At 38.4% G+C, this 18,195-nt stretch carries 13 protein-coding genes; 9 read left to right on the top strand and 4 right to left on the bottom strand.

From position 1 onward, the window contains the following. The first annotated feature begins 55 nt into the window (after nucleotides 1–55). A complete protein-coding gene (locus NQZ71_RS12405; protein WP_144454895.1) occupies nucleotides 56–967 on the top strand; it encodes an AEC family transporter in 912 nt (303 codons plus the stop codon). Between the two features lie 361 nt (nucleotides 968–1,328). On the opposite strand, the gene NQZ71_RS12400 is transcribed toward NQZ71_RS12405, so the two are convergent. Next, nucleotides 1,329–2,465, bottom strand: a complete 1,137-nt coding sequence (locus NQZ71_RS12400) for a CAP domain-containing protein (protein WP_144454896.1) — start codon at nucleotides 2,463–2,465, stop codon at nucleotides 1,329–1,331. 412 nt (nucleotides 2,466–2,877) lie between these two features. On the opposite strand from NQZ71_RS12400, the gene NQZ71_RS12395 reads away from it, so the two are divergent. From NQZ71_RS12395 to NQZ71_RS12385, 3 genes are all read left to right on the top strand, one after another. Beyond that, the gene (locus tag NQZ71_RS12395; RefSeq protein ID WP_260055707.1) at nucleotides 2,878–3,009 is read left to right on the top strand and encodes a hypothetical protein; all 132 of its coding nucleotides are present in this window, start codon (nucleotides 2,878–2,880) and stop codon (nucleotides 3,007–3,009) included. 205 nt (nucleotides 3,010–3,214) lie between these two features. Further along, entirely contained in the window at nucleotides 3,215–4,594 is a 1,380-nt protein-coding gene (locus NQZ71_RS12390) for a M20/M25/M40 family metallo-hydrolase (RefSeq protein ID WP_260055709.1), read from the top strand. Nucleotides 4,595–4,779: 185 nt separating this feature from the next. Beyond that, nucleotides 4,780–5,850 carry a branched-chain amino acid aminotransferase gene (locus tag NQZ71_RS12385; RefSeq protein ID WP_144454898.1) on the top strand — a complete coding sequence of 357 codons (1,071 nt, stop codon included), beginning with the start codon at nucleotides 4,780–4,782 and terminating at the stop codon, nucleotides 5,848–5,850. Nucleotides 5,851–5,893: 43 nt separating this feature from the next. On the opposite strand, the gene NQZ71_RS12380 is transcribed toward NQZ71_RS12385, so the two are convergent. Together NQZ71_RS12380 and NQZ71_RS12375 are read right to left on the bottom strand one after the other, a co-directional pair. Beyond that, a complete protein-coding gene (locus NQZ71_RS12380; RefSeq protein WP_260055706.1) occupies nucleotides 5,894–6,751 on the bottom strand; it encodes a dimethylarginine dimethylaminohydrolase family protein in 858 nt (285 codons plus the stop codon). Between the two features lie 71 nt (nucleotides 6,752–6,822). Further along, the gene (locus NQZ71_RS12375) at nucleotides 6,823–7,632 is read right to left on the bottom strand and encodes a Cof-type HAD-IIB family hydrolase (RefSeq protein WP_144454900.1); all 810 of its coding nucleotides are present in this window, start codon (nucleotides 7,630–7,632) and stop codon (nucleotides 6,823–6,825) included. 177 nt (nucleotides 7,633–7,809) lie between these two features. Here NQZ71_RS12375 and NQZ71_RS12370 point away from each other — a divergent pair, with 177 nt between their 5' ends. The 4 genes from NQZ71_RS12370 to pepF all read left to right on the top strand — a co-directional run bounded on the left by NQZ71_RS12370 (nucleotide 7,810) and on the right by pepF (nucleotide 12,517). Continuing rightward, the gene (locus NQZ71_RS12370) at nucleotides 7,810–8,007 is read left to right on the top strand and encodes an IDEAL domain-containing protein (protein ID WP_144454901.1); all 198 of its coding nucleotides are present in this window, start codon (nucleotides 7,810–7,812) and stop codon (nucleotides 8,005–8,007) included. Nucleotides 8,008–8,342: 335 nt separating this feature from the next. Then, nucleotides 8,343–9,158 carry an STAS domain-containing protein gene (locus NQZ71_RS12365; protein ID WP_144454902.1) on the top strand — a complete coding sequence of 272 codons (816 nt, stop codon included), beginning with the start codon at nucleotides 8,343–8,345 and terminating at the stop codon, nucleotides 9,156–9,158. Nucleotides 9,159–9,394: 236 nt separating this feature from the next. Then, entirely contained in the window at nucleotides 9,395–10,510 is a 1,116-nt protein-coding gene (locus NQZ71_RS12360) for an NADH-dependent flavin oxidoreductase (RefSeq protein ID WP_275007567.1), read from the top strand. Nucleotides 10,511–10,717: 207 nt separating this feature from the next. After that, nucleotides 10,718–12,517: an oligoendopeptidase F gene (gene pepF, locus NQZ71_RS12355; protein WP_317010728.1), complete on the top strand. Its 1,800-nt coding sequence runs from the start codon at nucleotides 10,718–10,720 to the stop codon at nucleotides 12,515–12,517. 80 nt (nucleotides 12,518–12,597) lie between these two features. On the opposite strand, the gene NQZ71_RS12350 is transcribed toward pepF, so the two are convergent. Further along, on the bottom strand, nucleotides 12,598–13,500 hold the full coding sequence (locus tag NQZ71_RS12350; protein WP_144454905.1) for a glutamate biosynthesis transcriptional regulator GltC: 903 nt from the start codon (nucleotides 13,498–13,500) through the stop codon (nucleotides 12,598–12,600). Between the two features lie 139 nt (nucleotides 13,501–13,639). On the opposite strand from NQZ71_RS12350, the gene gltB reads away from it, so the two are divergent. Then, complete coding sequence (gene gltB, locus NQZ71_RS12345; protein WP_317010727.1) at nucleotides 13,640–18,193, top strand: glutamate synthase large subunit; 4,554 nt, start codon at nucleotides 13,640–13,642, stop codon at nucleotides 18,191–18,193. Nucleotides 18,194–18,195 lie beyond the last annotated feature (2 nt).

Here is an 18,195-nt window from a genome sequence, read left to right as displayed (position 1 = left end):
GGCTTCCCCTGACCTTTTTTTTAGTTTATCCTCCTATGAATGGAGATTTGTAAGAATGGAAAACTTTAATGCTCAGTTTGTCATATCCTTCCTTATTATTGCTTTAGGCTATTGCTTAAAGAAGTGGAATATTTTAAAGGAAAAAGACGGAGAAGCAATGGCGCGGCTTATTTTTAATGTAACATTGCCAAGTTTAATCATTGTGACCTTTCACAGTATTACCATCGATTCCTCGCTAATGATGCTTGTTGTACTCGGGTTTGTGTATGGAATTATTGTAGCTATTTTAGGATTGTTTATTTTCAGGAAAGAAGCAAGACGGGATAAAGGTATGCTTGGCATGCTTATTCCAGGGTTTAATATTGGATTGTTTGCTTACCCATTAGTGCAAGGGATATGGGGCGAGGTAGGTATAAAGTACTTCGGGATGTTTGACATCGGTAATGCCATAATTACGTTTGGCGTCAGTTACTTAATCGGCAGTTATTATGCGAAAGAGGATGTTGTGCTTAACTTTAAGCATGTAGCCGGAAAAATGGGCAGGTCGATTCCTTTAATGACATATGTAATCATTTTTATCATCAATCTTACAGGCTTGCCCTTGCCGGGTACAGTCATTGATATCACTTCCGTTATATCAAAAGCCAATATGCCGCTTTCCTTGCTGCTTCTTGGAATCTATTTAAACTTCTCCTTCCAAAAGAGCTACTGGAAAGGAATCGGTAGAGTTCTTGGTATCCGATATGGGGTTGGGCTGTTTTTTGGATTATTAGGATTCTTTCTTTTGCCTGTCGATGACATGTTTCGCTATACCGTATTAATAGCACTAATCCTGCCAATGGCCACATCTGTATTACCTTATAGCGTCGAATTCAAATACAATCAAAGATTCGTCGGCACAGCAGCAAACCTGTCTATCTTGATTAGCTTTGTCCTGTTGTGGGTTATTGGCAATATGATTGTTTAACAAAAAAAGAGGCTGGGACAATACAAAAGATAAGCTTTCAAAACACGAATAATAGAATTACAACTAAATTTGAAAAATGAAAGTTGTGTCTAAATAGAATGTTGAGTTAAAGTTAGTTCGTTTCATTGCGCGCTCGTCCTCGCGCTTTCCGCGGGGAGGAAGATGAGCCTCCTCGTCTTCGCCTGCGGGGTCTCATCCTTTCCTCTATTTCCCGCAGGAGTCGAGTGACCTCCGCTCCATTCCACTAAGTTTTCTAATCAGTGTATTAAAACTAAAAAACAAAAAACCGAACTATTTAATCATTGGTTGATTAAATAGTTCGGTTTTTATACAGATTCACTTACTTATGTCCCAGCCTCTTTTATTTCGTTATAAAATTCTCCGTATAATACGGCTGTTCATCCTCATTAAAGGCTACACCTACACCTAAATAGGTGAAGCCTTCTTGCAGGATATTCTCTCTATGTCCGAGAGAATTCATTAAACCTTCATGTGCGAAGATACTGCTGTATTGACCATAAGCAAGATTTTCGCCAGCCATTGTGTATTTAATACCATCATCAAGCATGCGGTCAAAGGGAGATTCTCCATCCAAGTTTGTATGGTCAAAATAATTATTAATAGCCATATCCTCACTATGCTTTTTAGCGGTTACCTTTACAGTATCCTCCCAAGTCAAAATACCTAATTTATTATTGACCCTGCTTGCATTCGTTAAATCAAACAGCTGGTATGCAAAGCCTTCCTCGAGCTCTGTGCTTCCATCTGTATAAAAGTCTTTTTTACTGTCTTCTAATGTTTTTGTCACAATCTGCATCGCCGTTACCGTATTATTCTCATGTTTATCGAAGAAAACAGTGACATAATTGCCATCTAGTTTAAATACCTCGTAATCTCGGTCATCTGGGAACTTATAGCGGACAAACCCTTTTGTCAGCTCATCAAGTGGATCGCCTAACGTCTTCAAGACACTGTCCTTACTGCTGCCGCTTTTTATACCATCCGTAGATGAAATCAAGTCCTGATTCGTATACAGTGCAGCTACTTTATTATTCGAATCATAACCGACCATCACGAAATTTTGATAGTTTTCGTGATATGTATTCCATGATATCCCGTACTCATTTATAGACACACGCTGGGGCTTACCTTGACTCTTCTCAACAGATTCCTTTGTATCACCCATTTGGATATTATAAATAGAGAATGTTTGCTCGGAAGGAGTTTCTAACTGAGGTTTTTCTGCCTGCTTTGTTTGCTGGTCAGATTCAGCAGAAGGATTCCAGTCAGGAAGGACATCTTGTGTGTCTTGAAAAAGCTCTTTACCTTGTGTGATGAGGTTTTCAAAAAAATCTGCAGCATCCTGTGCATTCACTTCTGTTTTCATATAATCAATAGCTGAAGGAACGGATTCAGCGCCTGTTTTATGTTGTATATATTGAACACCGGCATAAACAATTAAACAAAGTAATGCCAGCTTAAAAAGTCTTCTCAACATATTTCCCTCCATTCATTTACATGATTGCCGTATTTAAGAAAAAACATAAGCAGAATATTAATTATTCGCCTTATATAGAGTATAAAAACTCGTAAAAGAGGGGAAAGGTTCATTAAAATTATAGCATTTTCCTAGAATTGATTCATCTTTTGACATAAGGAAAAATCTTCATGTTTCTATCTTTGCAAATATGTTTCAACAAATAAATCATGTAATATCGCTGTAATTTACACGTAATGGGCTAGGAGGGAAAAACATGCTATAATAGTGAGGTAACAAAAAGCATGGATATGGTTTCCAAGCTATAAAGTGCTACATATTAGTGATGCAGTATCGTTTTAAATGATATTTTGTTTAAGGTTAATTTTGAAAGGGCATTACTAACGTGAATAGTACTAAAGGAGGCTACAATATGCATTTAGTTAGGGCCGATATTGATCAGCTTTTGCAGGATACGCTGGATATGGCAAGCGGTATCTGTAAATGGGACATCAAGAATATTGAGATTGATGATCTATTAGAAGATACAAAAAACTGGAATTAAATTTATTCTTATAAAGTCTAAATCACTTTTGAAAAGACGATGCTTCTTTTCCGAACTGATTTAGATTTTTTTGTGCATAAAGTAGTTAACTTAATTTATAAAATATTTAGAATAATTGCAGGGATTTTTCTTCGTTTGCCGAAACAATAAGATAAGTAATGAAAAAAAGGAGATGAAATAGTTGGGGACAAGCGATTTAAATGCCATTCAAACAAAAACAAAGGAAATTTTGGAGGAATCCTTTGCGATTTTAGAACAATATTTGCAATTGGAAACAGTATCCGCGCAAAGTAAAGCAATTCCGGAAACAGTAGCTTATATTTCTACTGTAATGGAAGACTTTGGTGGTGAAGTGAAAGTGTTAGATGACCTTGGAGGAAACCCTGTCGTTTATGGATTTTTTCCTGCTGGCGAAAAAGGCGATGCCTCTAAAACACTTTTATATTACAACCATTACGATGTGCAGCCAGCAGAGCCGCTTGAGGAATGGGTAACAGAACCATTTTCACCTGCTGTTTATGACGGCAAGCTGTTTGCAAGAGGAGTTTCTGACAATAAAGGTGATACTATTGCAAGGCTGACTGCACTCAAGGTCCTCCAAGAAGCAGAAGGTGGCTTGCCTTGTAATGTGAAGTTTTTGATTGAGGGCGAAGAGGAAATTGGCAGTCCTAATTTAACTCCTTATTTAGAAAAGTATGCCGAACTGTTTGAAGCAGATGCGTGCATTTGGGAATTTGGTGGAAAGGATGAACAGGAGCGAATCAGCATGGTTGCTGGTATTAAAGGAATGGCTTATATGGAGCTGACAGCTGTTGGTGCAGATATAGATATGCACTCCTCCGTTGGTGCATATGTAGATAATGCGGCATGGAGACTTGTTCATGCGTTAGCCTCCATGAGAAATGAGCAGAATGAAATTATTGTGGAAGGCTTCTATGATGGCATTACACCACCGACAGAACTAGAAGAGGAAGTGGTTAAGTCATTGCCATTTAGTGGGAAGGCTGTACAAGAACTCTATGGACTGAAAAGACCTTTAATAACAAATGGTTTAGGACAAGACCCTCGTTATGCAATGGTGTTTGAACCGACGATGACAATTTGCGGGATGGAAAGCGGCTATACAGGAGAAGGAGCAAAAACGGTGTTGCCGAAAAGTGCAAAGGTAAAGCTTGATTGCCGTCTCGTTCCAGGACAGGATCCAAATCATATTTTTGAGAGTGTTGAAAATCACTTGAAAAAGCATGGTTTCCATGATGTGTCCGTAAAATTAATTAATGGTCAAAAGGCATATCGTTCTGACTTCAGTCATCCATTTATCAGCCATGTAAAAAACACTGCGAAAGAAGTATATAATCGTGATGTAGTGCTTGCACCAAATTCAGCAGGCACAGGTCCAATGTTTGACTTTGGCAGGGTGCTGAAGCTGCCGATTGTCAGTACAGGAGTTGGCTGGGTCGGAAGCAAGGCTCATGCACCAAATGAAAGCATTCGCTTGAAGGATTATGAAGAAGGTATTGTGTATATGGCTCAGATGCTCAAGGGCTTTCCAGCAGCTTTAGAAGCAGAAAAGCTAGAGCTGTAAAAATCGTATAAAAGAAATATATGCGAGCCCATTAGGCTAACATATATTTCTTTTTGCTTTCTGCATGATATTGACTTACCAAATGGAAAACTTTTAAAAAAATATCAACCTTACCTCTTTCCCTCCTGAAAAGTTGCGTTATAATAGATAGAAATAATAATTTACATATGAAGGAGTTTTTCAACGTGAGTGAACAAACAATCACAGTAACATTAGCGACAGAAAAAAAACCGAAGCCAGATCCGTCTAAATTGGAATTCGGGAAAGTATTTACAGATCATATGTTCATGATGGATTACACTGTAGAGAACGGATGGCATAATGCACAAATTCTGCCATACCAACCAATCACGTTAGATCCTGCTTCAGTTATTTTCCACTATGGACAAGCTGTATTTGAAGGTATGAAGGCATATTTAACAGCAGAAGACAAAGTATTATTATTCAGACCTGAAAAGAACATGGAGCGTCTTAATAGATCTAATGAGCGTCTTTGCATTCCTGATATTGATGAAGAATTTGCACTTGATGCATTAAAGCAGCTGATCAACGTGGATAGAGAGTGGATACCAACTGGTGAGGGAACATCTCTTTATATTCGTCCATTCGTTATTTCTACACAACCATTCTTAGGGGTTGCTGCTTCGATCAGCTATAAATTTATGATCATCCTGTCTCCAGTAGGATCATACTATAAAGAAGGGGTAAAACCTGTAAAAATCTTTGTTGAAAATGAGTATGTTCGTGCAGTTGCAGGTGGAACGGGTTCAGCGAAAACAGCTGGAAACTACGCATCAAGCTTAAAAGCACAACAAATTGCTACACAAAAAGGTTATTCTCAAGTTCTTTGGCTTGATGGTGTCGAAAAGAAATATATTGAAGAGGTTGGGGCAATGAACGTCTTCTTCAAAATTGGTGATGAAGTAGTAACACCTGTATTAAACGGAAGCATCCTTGAGGGTGTAACGAGACGCAGTGTTCTTGATTTGTTGAAGCACTGGAATGTTCCAGTTGTAGAACGCAAAATCTCTGTTGAGGAAATTTTCGAAGCTTCAAAAAATGGCGAGCTGAAGGAAGCGTTCGGAACAGGTACAGCAGCAGTTATTTCTCCAATTGGTGAGTTCCTTTGGAATGAAACATCCATTACTTTGAACAACGGAGAAACAGGCGAGCTTGCGAAAAAAATCTATGATACTTTGACTAACATCCAAAACGGAAGAGAAGAAGATCCGTTTGGCTGGACAGTGGAAGTATAATTGATAAAAAAAGGATGGTGCTTTTCATAGCACCATCCTTTTTTTATGAATTTGGTGTTTCCCTGTATAAAGGAAGTGTACAACACCGGAAAGCTCCGCCGGATTTAATGATTTCTGTAATGTCCACTTCAATCACAGTGAAACCCCGCTTGCGTAGCTCTGCATTAACCCTATTATTAACAGGCAAGCTAATTACTTTATTGTGGCCAATAGACAATACATTTGTGCCAAGTGTTGCTTGTTCTTCCTTTGTTACCTCAATAAGAGAATACCGCTTTTTCAACAGCTCTAATTTTTGCTTTTCAATTTCTCCTGGATAAATCAACGCATCGTTTGGCGACAGGATATTAAAAACACAATCTAAATGCAAAAAGCTGTCAGTGAACGGAATATCAACCACTTCATAATTCGGCAGTAACGTTTTTATATGCTCGATTGATTTCTTGTTCGTACGATTGCTGACACCAATATAAATAGTGGATCCATCGATAAGAACATCTCCGCCTTCAATTTTGTCACTATTTAATTTTGTAAAGGAAATTTCTTGTTCATTCAGCCAGTTTAACAAAACATGTTCCTCACCCTTACGAACATCATGTCCCATTTTAGCAACAAAAGTATGATTGCCCAATGTAAACCCGATATCCCTTGTAAAAACCTGTTCAGGAAACTGTTTTTCTGCAGGCAGGAGCACTACTTCAATGCCTTCCTTTTTCAAAACGTCAACAAATGCCTGATGCTGCTCAGATGCTAATTTAGTATCGATATTATCTTTTAAATATTGCTTTTGAATGTCATTAATCGGTTCTTTAATTGTCATATATAATGGAGATGTTAAAATCACTTTTTTCAATGGGTCATATTCATTATGGCTCCCAATTAAGAATTGATCATTTTTCATATTATAACCTCCATTATTTTAAAAGTATTATCAGCATACAGTATGCTGACATATAACTTTATTTTAACAAATCAAGCATTTAAAATAAATTTTTCAACTGCTTTTGCAACACCGTCATTATTGTTTGTGTCTGTCACGTAATCTGCAATTTGCTTAATATCATCTGGTGCGTTGCCCATTGCAATGCCAAGGCCAGCGAATTCAATCATCGCAGCGTCATTATAGCTGTCACCCATTGCGATTACTTCTTCCCTTTTGATGCCAAGACGGTCAATTAAAATAGATAAGCTAGTTCCTTTCGTAACACCTTTTTCGGTGAATTCAAGGAAAAACGGTTTAGAGCGCATAACGCTTAATTGCTCAGAAAGCTCTGTCTGCAATACTTTCTCCACATTTACTAAAATATCCGCTTCTTTTACCATTAATACTTTAACAACAGGGTCTTTTATATAATCAACGAAGTTTGGCACGGTTTTGATCGGTAACCCAGTAATTTGCGCTTCAATTTCTGTAAATGGGTTATTTTCTTCCGTAATAATAGTATCTCCTACATATGTATGAAGCCAAACCTTTTCCCTTTTACTCAATTCAAATAATTGGTGAACAACCTCTGGAAGAAGTGTGCTGCTGAAAATTTCTTCATTTGTTCTGCAATTTGTAATCTTAGCACCATTAAAAGAAAGAATATAGCTTCCGTAATCAGACAAATGCAATTCCTTTGCAGTTTCCCACATTGCATATGTTGGTCTGCCAGAAGCAAGGACAACCTTAACGCCTTGTTCTTGCGCTTTGATCAGCGCTTTTTTTGTTGCTTCAGAGACTGTGTGATCATCCTGAAGTAATGTGTCATCCATGTCTAGTACAATCATTTTATAATTCATTGTTTTCTCCTCAAAAAAGTTTTTTCTACATATTAAGAATACATGAATATGTATTGATATTATAGTTGAAACGCGGATTTTTTTCTAATGTGAAAAAGGGATAAATTTCCTTTAAAAAGTATTTGAATTATCAGAAAATTGTTGTTATACTATAAAAAAGCAAAGGGGTTGATTCAAATGGAAAAGTATTTATTAAATGCACCACAACAGTCTGAGGGAAATGTTGTTGATTCTTTATTAGCTGAGATGGTCTTGGAGAAAGCCCTTTACAATTTCCGGAAAGAGAAAATCGAAAAACAAATTGATGAAACATTGATTGCTGGAGATAAAGAAGAGTTCTTTCGTTTAACGGAGGAACTAAAAAAATTATCTTAATAGTCGCATTCTATACATTATAAATGAAAGCATGGCTCACTTAAAAGTGGCCATGCTTTTTTGTTAAGAGAATAAAAAATAAAAAGGACACCATAAATGGTGTCCTTACGTTATTGAGGCAATAAACTGCGCTCCACATAGCGCATTAAATGTTCATTGACTTATTCAATAGAGCTCATCGCAAGAATTAATATATCATAACTATTTGGTGAAAGCAATTAATTATTTTTTCAGAATAATCAACAGCTGTTTAAAGGTTAGAAAATTACTAACATGTAAGCCCTTTTTACGGTATAATCTTTATATACTTTTTTAGAGTAGAGGGTGGATAATAGATGACAAAAATGTCTCAAGTTGCTGCATATATGGAAGAACATACAAATGTCCTTGCTCTTGAAATAGTAGAAGGTGTTCTCGCCAGCTTGGATATAAGCATTTCAGATGAAGAGAGAAATAGTGCCATTATAATGTATAAGGAATTTTTAGGCTTTTTTGGTCAATCGCTTTCAGATCAAAAAACAGGAGTGCCTAATGATTTACTAGCGTGGAGCAAACGGAATGCAGAACAGCAACTGTTATCAGGTGGAAGAATATCAGAAATTGTTGTTAGATACCAGCCAACACGGAGAATATTCAATGAATTATTGACAGATTTGAGCAGTGAGTTTGGACTAGCATTGCATGAGAATGCTTCATTAATTAACAAGGTCAACGAGCTGTTGGATATTAGTTTAAATGAAACAGTATCCACTTATGAATGTCTGTCGGAAAGCTATCGTCAACAAACACAGCAGGAAATGGCGGAGCTTTCAGCGCCGGTTGTGCTTGTCAAAGAGGGTGTCGCTGTTTTGCCGCTTATCGGCATCATTGATTCTTACCGTGCTGCCTATATTACGGAAAAGGTAGTACCGTATATTGGGAAATTACAGCTGGAATATTTAATTACCGATTATTCTGGCATAAAAAATATTGATACAGAAATTGCAGCATATCTTAATCAGTTAGGAGAGACTCTTTCCTTGCTTGGAATAAAGGTAATTGTTACAGGCTTGCGTCCTCAACTTGCGCAAACGGTTGTTGAAACAAAGATGAACTTAGGAGCAATTAAGGTGTTTGGCAATTTAAAACAAGCGCTGGAATATTTGCAATAACTGCATTTGTTAAGAATACATTATATTTAAAAAATAGATTAGCACCCCTTGTTTAACAAGGGGTGCTTTTTGTTTTTTAAAACCCGAGCTCAATTGTTTGACGAATTGGATAGGGAAACTATAAGATGACATTACTTCATTTTTTTTACCTGTTATAGGCAATACTAGATAGGTGCATAGGAAGTGTTTTCACGTAAAAAAAATTATGTGAATATAATTACAAAGGAGTGTTTAGTATGAGTAATCAATACGAAAAGCTGTTTAGCCCATTAAAGCTGAGCAACAAATTAGAGCTGAAAAACCGTCTAGTGATGGCGCCGATGACTAATTTTTCATCTAATGAAGATGGCACTGTTACAAAGGCTGAGCTTGATTATTATGCAAGACGTTCTAAAGGTGTTAGCATGGTTATCACTGCTTGTACATATGTTACAGAAAACGGAAAGGGCTTCCCTGGAGAGTTTGCAGGATACTCAGATGAATTTATTCCAAGCTTAAGAGAGCTTGCTACAGCAATCAAAAAGGAAGGATCAAAGGCGATTCTACAAATTTTCCACGGCGGCAGATCATGCCCTCCAAACCTAGTGCCTAATGGCGAGCTTGTAAGTGCAAGTGATGTAGCACAGGAAAATAATGTAGCACCAAGACCTTTAGAAGAAACAGAGATTGAAGAAATCATTGCTGCTTTTGGTGAAACAACAAGACGTGCTGTAGAAGCAGGCTTTGACGGAGTTGAAATTCACGGTGCAAACGGCTATTTGATCCAGCAATTTTATTCTCCACACACAAATAGACGTGAGGACAAGTGGGGCGGCACTGTAGAAAAAAGATTGGCATTTCCACTTGCAGTAGTTGACGCTGTTAAAAAAGCAGCTGAAAAAGCGACAAATCCGTTTATTGTTGGCTATCGTTTCTCTCCAGAAGAGCCAGAAACACCTGGTTTGACTATGGAAGATACATTTACACTTATTGATGCACTTGCAGACAAAGAGCTTGATTATATTCATGCTTCCCTAATGGAGTTTGCGTCAGAGCCAAGAAGAGGAGCGGACACAAGCAAATCAAGAATCGAATGGATTGTTGAGCGTGCAAACGGGCGTGTTCCTGTAATTGGGGTTGGAAGTGTTTATACTGCGGAGGATGCAAAAAAAGCATTTGAGACAGCAGATATCGCATTACTTGCGATTGGTAGAGAACTTATTATCGATCCAGATTTTGTTCAAAAAATCGAACAAGGCAAAGAAAATGAAATTGTATCTGTTTTGGATAAAGATAAACAAGAAGAGCTGGTTATCCCAGATCCACTATGGAATGCAATCATAAACTCTCCAGGCTGGTTCCCGGGAGTATAAGGAATCAAGGCTCCCGGCTGAAACTCCGGGAGCTTTTTCGTTTAAATAATACATTGCTATTGGTAAATCTGCATAAAATAAGAAACTAAGGCTATTTTTAAGACAAGATACGCTGCTAATCCATCTATTGGAAAAAAGTTAGTGTTCTTTTTGGACAGAAGCAATTGCTATCCAGTATCATGGAAGAAATAATACTATTTAAGGAGGATGCAAATGAATTCTTTTAAAGATAGGAATGAAGTTAAAGAAGCAGAAAAATGGAATCTTGGTGATCTCTATGTGACAGAACAAGAGTGGAAAAAGGACTTGCAGTTTGTGGAGGAAAAGGTAAAAGAAATTGCAGGTTTTAATGATAATATTAAAGATGCCTCAGGCTTGCTTGCATACTTAAAACTTTCAGAAGAAATCGGTTACATATATAGGAAGGTTTACGCTTACGGGATGCTCCTTTTAGATACAGATACAAGAAATAATAATGCCCAAAGCCTTGTTGACCAAGCAAGAAGCGTTGGACAAAAATGGAGCAGTGCAGGCTCGTTTTTTATGCCATATCTTTTAAGCCTTGAGGAAAGTCAATTAAAGGCATACATTGATGCAGAAGATGGGTTGAAGTATTTTGAAAAGGACTTATTAGAGTCTTTCTCCTATAAAAAGCATGTGTTGAGCAAAGAGAAGGAAGAAATATTATCAGAATTAGGAGAATCACTGTCTGTACCAAGCCAGGTGTTTGGAATGATTAATAATGCCGATATAAAATTTGGTGAAGTGACAGATGATGATGGCAACAAAATAGAGCTGACAAGAGGTATGTACTCTAAGCTAATAGAAAACGAAGATAGAGAAAAAAGGGTGGAAGCCTATAAGGCATATTACCAGCCATATGTATCCTTGAAAAATACGATTGCAGCTACCTTTTCCTCTGCAGTTAAAAACAATGTGAAAACATCGAAATTGCGCAATTATCCATCAGCATTGGAAAAAAGCTTGTTTGGTGATAGAGTTCCAAAGGAAGTCTATGAAAACCTAATTGCTGCAACTAGAGATAATCTTCAATATATGGACGAATATATGCAATATCGCAAGAAAAAACTGGGTGTCGATGAACTGCGTGCGTATGACTTGAGCGTACCCCTTGCAGGAGATGCTGCCAAGCAGGAAATTTCGTTTGATGAAGCATTTGATATAATGCTGAAAAGTTTAGCTCCACTTGGTGAAGAGTATATTTCGGTATTAAAAAGCTTTAAAGAGAAGCGGTATTTTGATGTAAGAGAAACACCGGGAAAAAGATCTGGAGCATATAATTTAGGTGTTTATGGAGTTCACCCATTTATTTTGCTGAATCACCGTGATGACCTTGACAGTCTTTTTACATTAACGCATGAATGCGGTCATGGAATGCATTCCTACCTGAGCAATAAGCATCAGCCGGCAATAAGTGCAGGCTACAGCATTTTCGTGGCAGAGGTTGCTTCAACGGTTAATGAAGTCTTACTGATTCGCTATTTATTAAAAACAGAGACAGACCCGCAAAAACGAGAGCATCTTTTGAACCACTTTATTGACAGTTTTAAAGGTACGTTTTTTACACAAGTAATGTTTAGTGAGTTTGAAAAAGAGGTACATGAAAAAGCAGAAAAAGGCGAACCGCTTACATTAGATTTCTTTAATGAAACATATGAGTCTCTTTTTAAAGCTTATAACGGCAGTGAGCTAGTGCTTGATGAAGAAGTGAAGTATGGGTGGTCGAGGATCCCTCATTTTTACCGTCCATTCTATGTTTATAAATATGCTACAGGTTTTGCTTCTGCGATTACAATTGCAGATAGACTTTTGGAGGGTAAACAAGAGGACCTTGAACAATATTTAGAATTCCTGAAAAGCGGCAGCTCTGAATTTCCGTTGGAATTGCTGAAGAAAACAGGTGTTGATTTGACTTCGCCTGAACCAATCAATCATGCCATGTCCATATTCCATTCACTAGTAGAGGAAATGACGAAAAAATCGTGATGATTGTTGTAAAGCCGTATACGAGTGTATACGGCTTTCTTTAAAAGATGCATAAAAATTAATAAAATTGCATAAAATTTTTATTGATATTTTTCGAGAATGGAGAAAAACTCAATTACAAATTGATAAAATGTTTGCACAGACGGTGGCAGTTCGCGGTTTTTCGGGACGATAATACCGACAGTCCGGCTGATTGCCGGATTTTCAATCGGCATTTTTTCCGTGAATTTTGGAACGTTTTCATAAAAGCTGCTTTCTGGCAGCAGCGTAACACCCATTCCAGCAGACACCAGCCCTTTGATAGCATCTAAATCTTCTCCCTCTGAACTGACATTCGGCAGAAAACCTTCTTGTTTACACGCATCATATGCAATTTTTTGTAAAATATATCCCTTCGGAAACAAAACAAATGCTTCATTCCGTAAATCCTTTAATCGCAGTGTCCTTCGTTCAGACAAAGGGTGATTACTCGGAAGGAGTGCAAAGATTTTTTCTGTAAATAAAATATTACCTTTCAAATCAAAATCATCTGTCGGAACTGGTCCTAATAATGCTAAATCCAAATCGCGATTTTTAACGGCATCAATTAAAAAACTGTAAGAGCCTTGCCTTAATTGAAAAGTGATATTTGGATGTCTTTCTTTAAATGCAGATATTATGGTCGGCAGCAAATGGCTGGCGAGGCTAGTCGGAAAACCGATTTTGATAGAGCCTCTTTCTGGGTCTAAATAGGCATCGATTTGTTCCTTTGCGTTGTCCACTGCCTTCATAATAGCGAGAGAATGAGTTAGAAAAATTTTACCAATTGAGGTTAACTTTACATTTCTGCCTTCTCGTTCAAACAGAGGGACACCTAGTTCGTCTTCTAGATTGGCAATCTGTCTGCTTATTGCGGATTGGGCAACATGAAGGCGTTCAGCTGCTTCTGATACATGCTCTCTTTCAGCTACTTCGATGAAATATTTCAGTTGTCTTAATTCCATTTTTTAGGATTCTCCTCCAATTCATCTCATTATTAGATTACTTCTATCCAAATAATATATTGTATATATGAATTTGCATAGTATAATTGGGTTATCTGAACAAAAAAAAGTGTTAGAAAATCTGACAGGGGTGGTTGAAATGACGTACAACCAATTAGCTAAAGCACAAGGTCTATACAGACCTGAATTTGAACATGATGCGTGTGGAATCGGGTTATTTGCTCATATTAAGGGGATGGCAACTCACGACATCGTTTCAAAAGGACTAAGCATGCTATGTAAACTAGATCATCGCGGCGGTCAAGGTAGCGATCCGTTAACAGGAGACGGCTCAGGATTAATGGTTCAAATACCAGATGCTTTTTTCCGCAAGGAGATAGTGGATTTTGAATTGCCTGAACGAGGACAATATGGTGTCGGAATGGTTTTCTTTTCAAAGGATGATCCAAACAGACATGAAATTGAAACTAAAATTAATGAATATATCGAGCTTGAGGGCCAGGAGCTTCTCGGGTGGAGAACAGTACCTACAGATGTCAGAAAAATCGGAAAAGTCGCTCAAAAGAGCTGTCCGGTTATTCGACAAGTATTTATAAAAAATAATAATGGGTTAGAGAAGCTTGGTTTTGAACGCAAGCTTTATATTATCCGTAAATTATCTGAAAATTGGGGCAAGACTGAAGAAAGAGACTTTTATTTCGCAAGTCTTTCGACAAGCACAATCGTATATAAAGGGCTTTTAACATCAGATCAGGTGGAAACATTTTATCTTGATGTGCAAGACCCAGAATTTGTTTCTGCATTCTCAATCGTGCATTCACGTTTCAGCACAAATACATTCCCAAGCTGGGAAAGAGCCCATCCAAACCGCTATTTAATCCATAATGGTGAAATTAATACATTGCGCGGTAACTTTAATGGGATGAAGGCAAGAGAGCAGCAATTCGTTTCAGAAGCTTTCGGTGATGACCTGCAAAAGATACTTCCGATTTTGGATGCTAACGGAAGTGACTCATCCGTATTTGATAATGCTTTAGAATTCTTTATCCTTTCAGGACGCAAGCCGGCACATGCAGCAATGATGCTTATTCCTGAACCTTGGACAGAGAACCCGCATGTAACAGGTGAAAAAAGAGCATTTTATGAGTTTCATAGTGCAATGATGGAGCCTTGGGACGGACCAATGGCAATCACATTTACAGACGGCAATCAAATCGGAGCAATCCTTGACCGTAACGGCTTACGTCCAGCACGTTATTATGTAACAAAAGATGATTATATTGTATTTTCTTCTGAAGTGGGAGTTATCCCTGTAGAAGAAGAAAATGTTCTTTATAAAGACCGCTTAAGTCCAGGTAAGATGCTGTTAATCGACTTAGAGGAAGGCAGAATTATTTCCGACGAAGAGTTGAAAGGACAAATCGCAACAGAGCATCCTTACGAACAGTGGCTTTCAGAGGTTGTTAAACTTAAAACACCAGAAAAAGAAGAAGCAGAAACTTTCCAAGACTTACTGATAAGACAGAAGGCTTTCGGTTACACATATGAAGACATTCAGAAGAACCTTTTACCAGTTGTGCTGGAAGGGAAAGATCCAATCGGTTCAATGGGGAATGATACACCGCTTGCTGTGTTGTCTGACAAATCCCAATCATTGTTCAGCTACTTCAAGCAATTGTTCGCACAAGTAACTAACCCTCCTATTGATGCAATCAGGGAGCATATGGTTACATCCACATTGACATGGTTAGGAGCTGAGAGTAATCTTTTACATCCAACAGCAGAAAATTGCCATCGCATTCAGCTGCAGGGGCCAATCCTGTCAAACGGAGAAATCAGTCAATTAAAAGCAAATGAGCTTAATGGCTTTACTACACAAAGTTTTGCGGCGATTTTTACAGATAATTTAGAAGAAAGTCTACAAGCTTTATTAAAACAGGCAGAAGCTGCGATAACGAATGGCGTGAGCTTGCTTGTACTAACAGATAGAGAAATGGATAAAGAGCAAAAGGCAATTCCTGTTCTTTTGGCAGTCAGTGCACTGCATCAACATTTAATTGATAAAGGACTTCGCTCTAAAGCTAGCATTATCGTTGAATCTGGAGAAACAAGAGAAGTTCATCACATCGCCAGCCTAATTGGATTTGGAGCAGATGCAATTAATCCATATTTAGTGTATGCAACATACCAAAAGGCAATTGAGGACGAATTACTCAACATCTCCTATGAGGAAGCTGTATCCCGCTACAATCAAGTTATTACAGAAGGTGTTGTTAAAGTAATGTCCAAAATGGGCATCTCAACAGTGCAAAGCTATCGCGGCGCGCAAATTTTTGAGGCTGTCGGAATTGGTCAGGAAGTGATTGATAAATACTTTGCAGGAACAGTATCGCAATTAGGCGGAATTCGTATTGAAACAATTGCTAAGGAGGCAGCAGATAAACATAATGCTGCATATACGAACACTTACGATGAAAGTTTAGATTCCGGAAGTGAATTCCAATGGAGAAAAGGCGGAGAGCACCATGCCTTTAACCCGAAGACCATTCATACATTGCAATGGGCATGCAGAAGAGCAGATTACAGCTTATTTAAACAGTATTCTGAAGCAGCTAACGATGAAAGACTGAGCTTTTTAAGGAACTTGTTTGCCTTTTCTTCCAATCAAAAATCAATTGCACTGGAAGAAGTAGAATCAGTTGAATCGATCGTTAAAAGATTTAAAACAGGGGCAATGTCCTTCGGTTCATTAAGCAAGGAAGCACACGAAACATTGGCAATTGCGATGAATCGTCTTGGCGGAAGTTCAAACAGTGGTGAGGGTGGAGAGGATCCAGCTCGCTATGAATTAGACATGAATGGCGATAATAAAATCAGCGCTATTAAACAAATTGCATCAGGCCGTTTTGGCGTAAAAAGTCATTACTTAATTAATGCAAGAGAACTGCAAATTAAGATGGCACAAGGTGCAAAACCTGGAGAAGGCGGACAGCTTCCAGGCAATAAAGTATACCCGTGGGTTGCTGATGTGAGGGGTTCAACTCCTGGTGTTGGCTTGATTTCACCGCCACCGCATCATGATATTTATTCTATTGAGGATTTGGCTCAGCTTATCCATGATTTAAAAAATTCGAATCGTGATGCTCGTATAAGTGTCAAGCTTGTTTCTAAAGGTGGAATTGGCACAATTGCTGCAGGTGTGGCAAAAGGTGCTGCAGATGTCATCGTCGTGAGCGGCTATGATGGTGGTACTGGTGCATCACCAAAAACTAGTATTAAGCATACGGGTCTTCCTTGGGAGCTAGGTTTAGCAGAGGCACATCAAACATTGATGCTTAATGGATTAAGAAGCAGAGTTGTCTTGGAAACTGACGGCAAGCTGATGACAGGTAAAGATGTTGTGCTTGCAGCATTGCTAGGTGCAGAGGAATTCGGTTTTGCAACTGCTCCGCTTATCGTTTTAGGCTGTGTTATGATGCGTGCATGTCATTTGGATACTTGCCCTGTCGGCATTGCAACACAAAATCCAGACCTTCGTTACAAGTTTGCTGGCGACCCAGATCATGTAGTGAACTTCATGCGTTTTGTGGCAGAAGAGGTAAGAGAGCTAATGGCTCAATTAGGCTTCCGCACTGTCGATGAAATGGTAGGAAGAACAGACGTGTTAACTGTTGGTGAGGCAGCGAAAAACCACTGGAAAGCGAAGGATTTAGATTTGACTAAACTTCTTTACCAAGTGGAAGGACAAAGAACATTCCAAACACCGCAAAATCATAAAATTGATGAAAGTATTGATATGAGAAAAATCCTTCCTGCAGTGGAAAAAGCAATCCACAACGGAGAAGCAATCGATTTGCACTATCATGTGCGTAACACAGACCGTGTTATCGGGACGATTGTCGGAAGTGAAATTTCCAAGAAATACGGTGAAAAAGGGCTTCCAGAGGATACAATCAATTTGCATTTATCTGGTTCTGCTGGTCAGAGCTTAGGGGCGTACATTCCAAAAGGATTGACAATCCGCTTGAACGGCGATGTGAATGACTATGTAGGAAAAGGATTGTCAGGCGGAAAAATTTCCATTACCACACCATTTGTTGAGTCGTTTTCGGCACAGGATAATGTTATTGCAGGAAATGTGGCATTTTATGGTGCCACTAGCGGTGAAGCGTTCATTAATGGTAAGGCAGGTGAACGTTTTGCAGTCAGAAACAGTGGCGCTAGCATCGTTGTTGAGGGTATTGGTGATCACGGATTGGAATATATGACTGGTGGAGAAGTAGTTATCCTTGGAGATGCAGGCAAGAACTTTGGTGCAGGTATGTCTGGTGGAATTGCTTATGTACTACCAGGTGATAAAAACAGCTTTGAAAAGCTTTGCAATATGGAAATGATCCTGCTTGAGGACTTGACAGATTCAGCTGAAATGAACAGAGTAAAATCGCTAATCAAAAAGCATGCAGATGAAACAGGCAGTTTCGCTGCAAAGCAAGTGTTGGGCAATTGGGAGAAATACATTCACAAGTTCGTGAAAGTAATTCCGAAGGATTACAAGCGTATGATGAACCAAATCCAAGCAGGAATTAATTTAGGATTATCTCAAGAAGAAGCGGAAATGAAGGCATTTGAAAGCAACTCAAACCAAGGCAAAAAAAAACAGCAAACTACTAAAATGACAGTAGCAGTTCGGTAAGA

Origin of the sequence: Niallia taxi, from assembly GCF_032818155.1 — a bacterium.
Classification (GTDB): domain Bacteria; phylum Bacillota; class Bacilli; order Bacillales; family Cytobacillaceae; genus Niallia; species Niallia taxi_A.
Note: the sequence above shows the minus strand (reverse complement) of the source record. Positions and strands in the feature narration are given on the sequence as shown.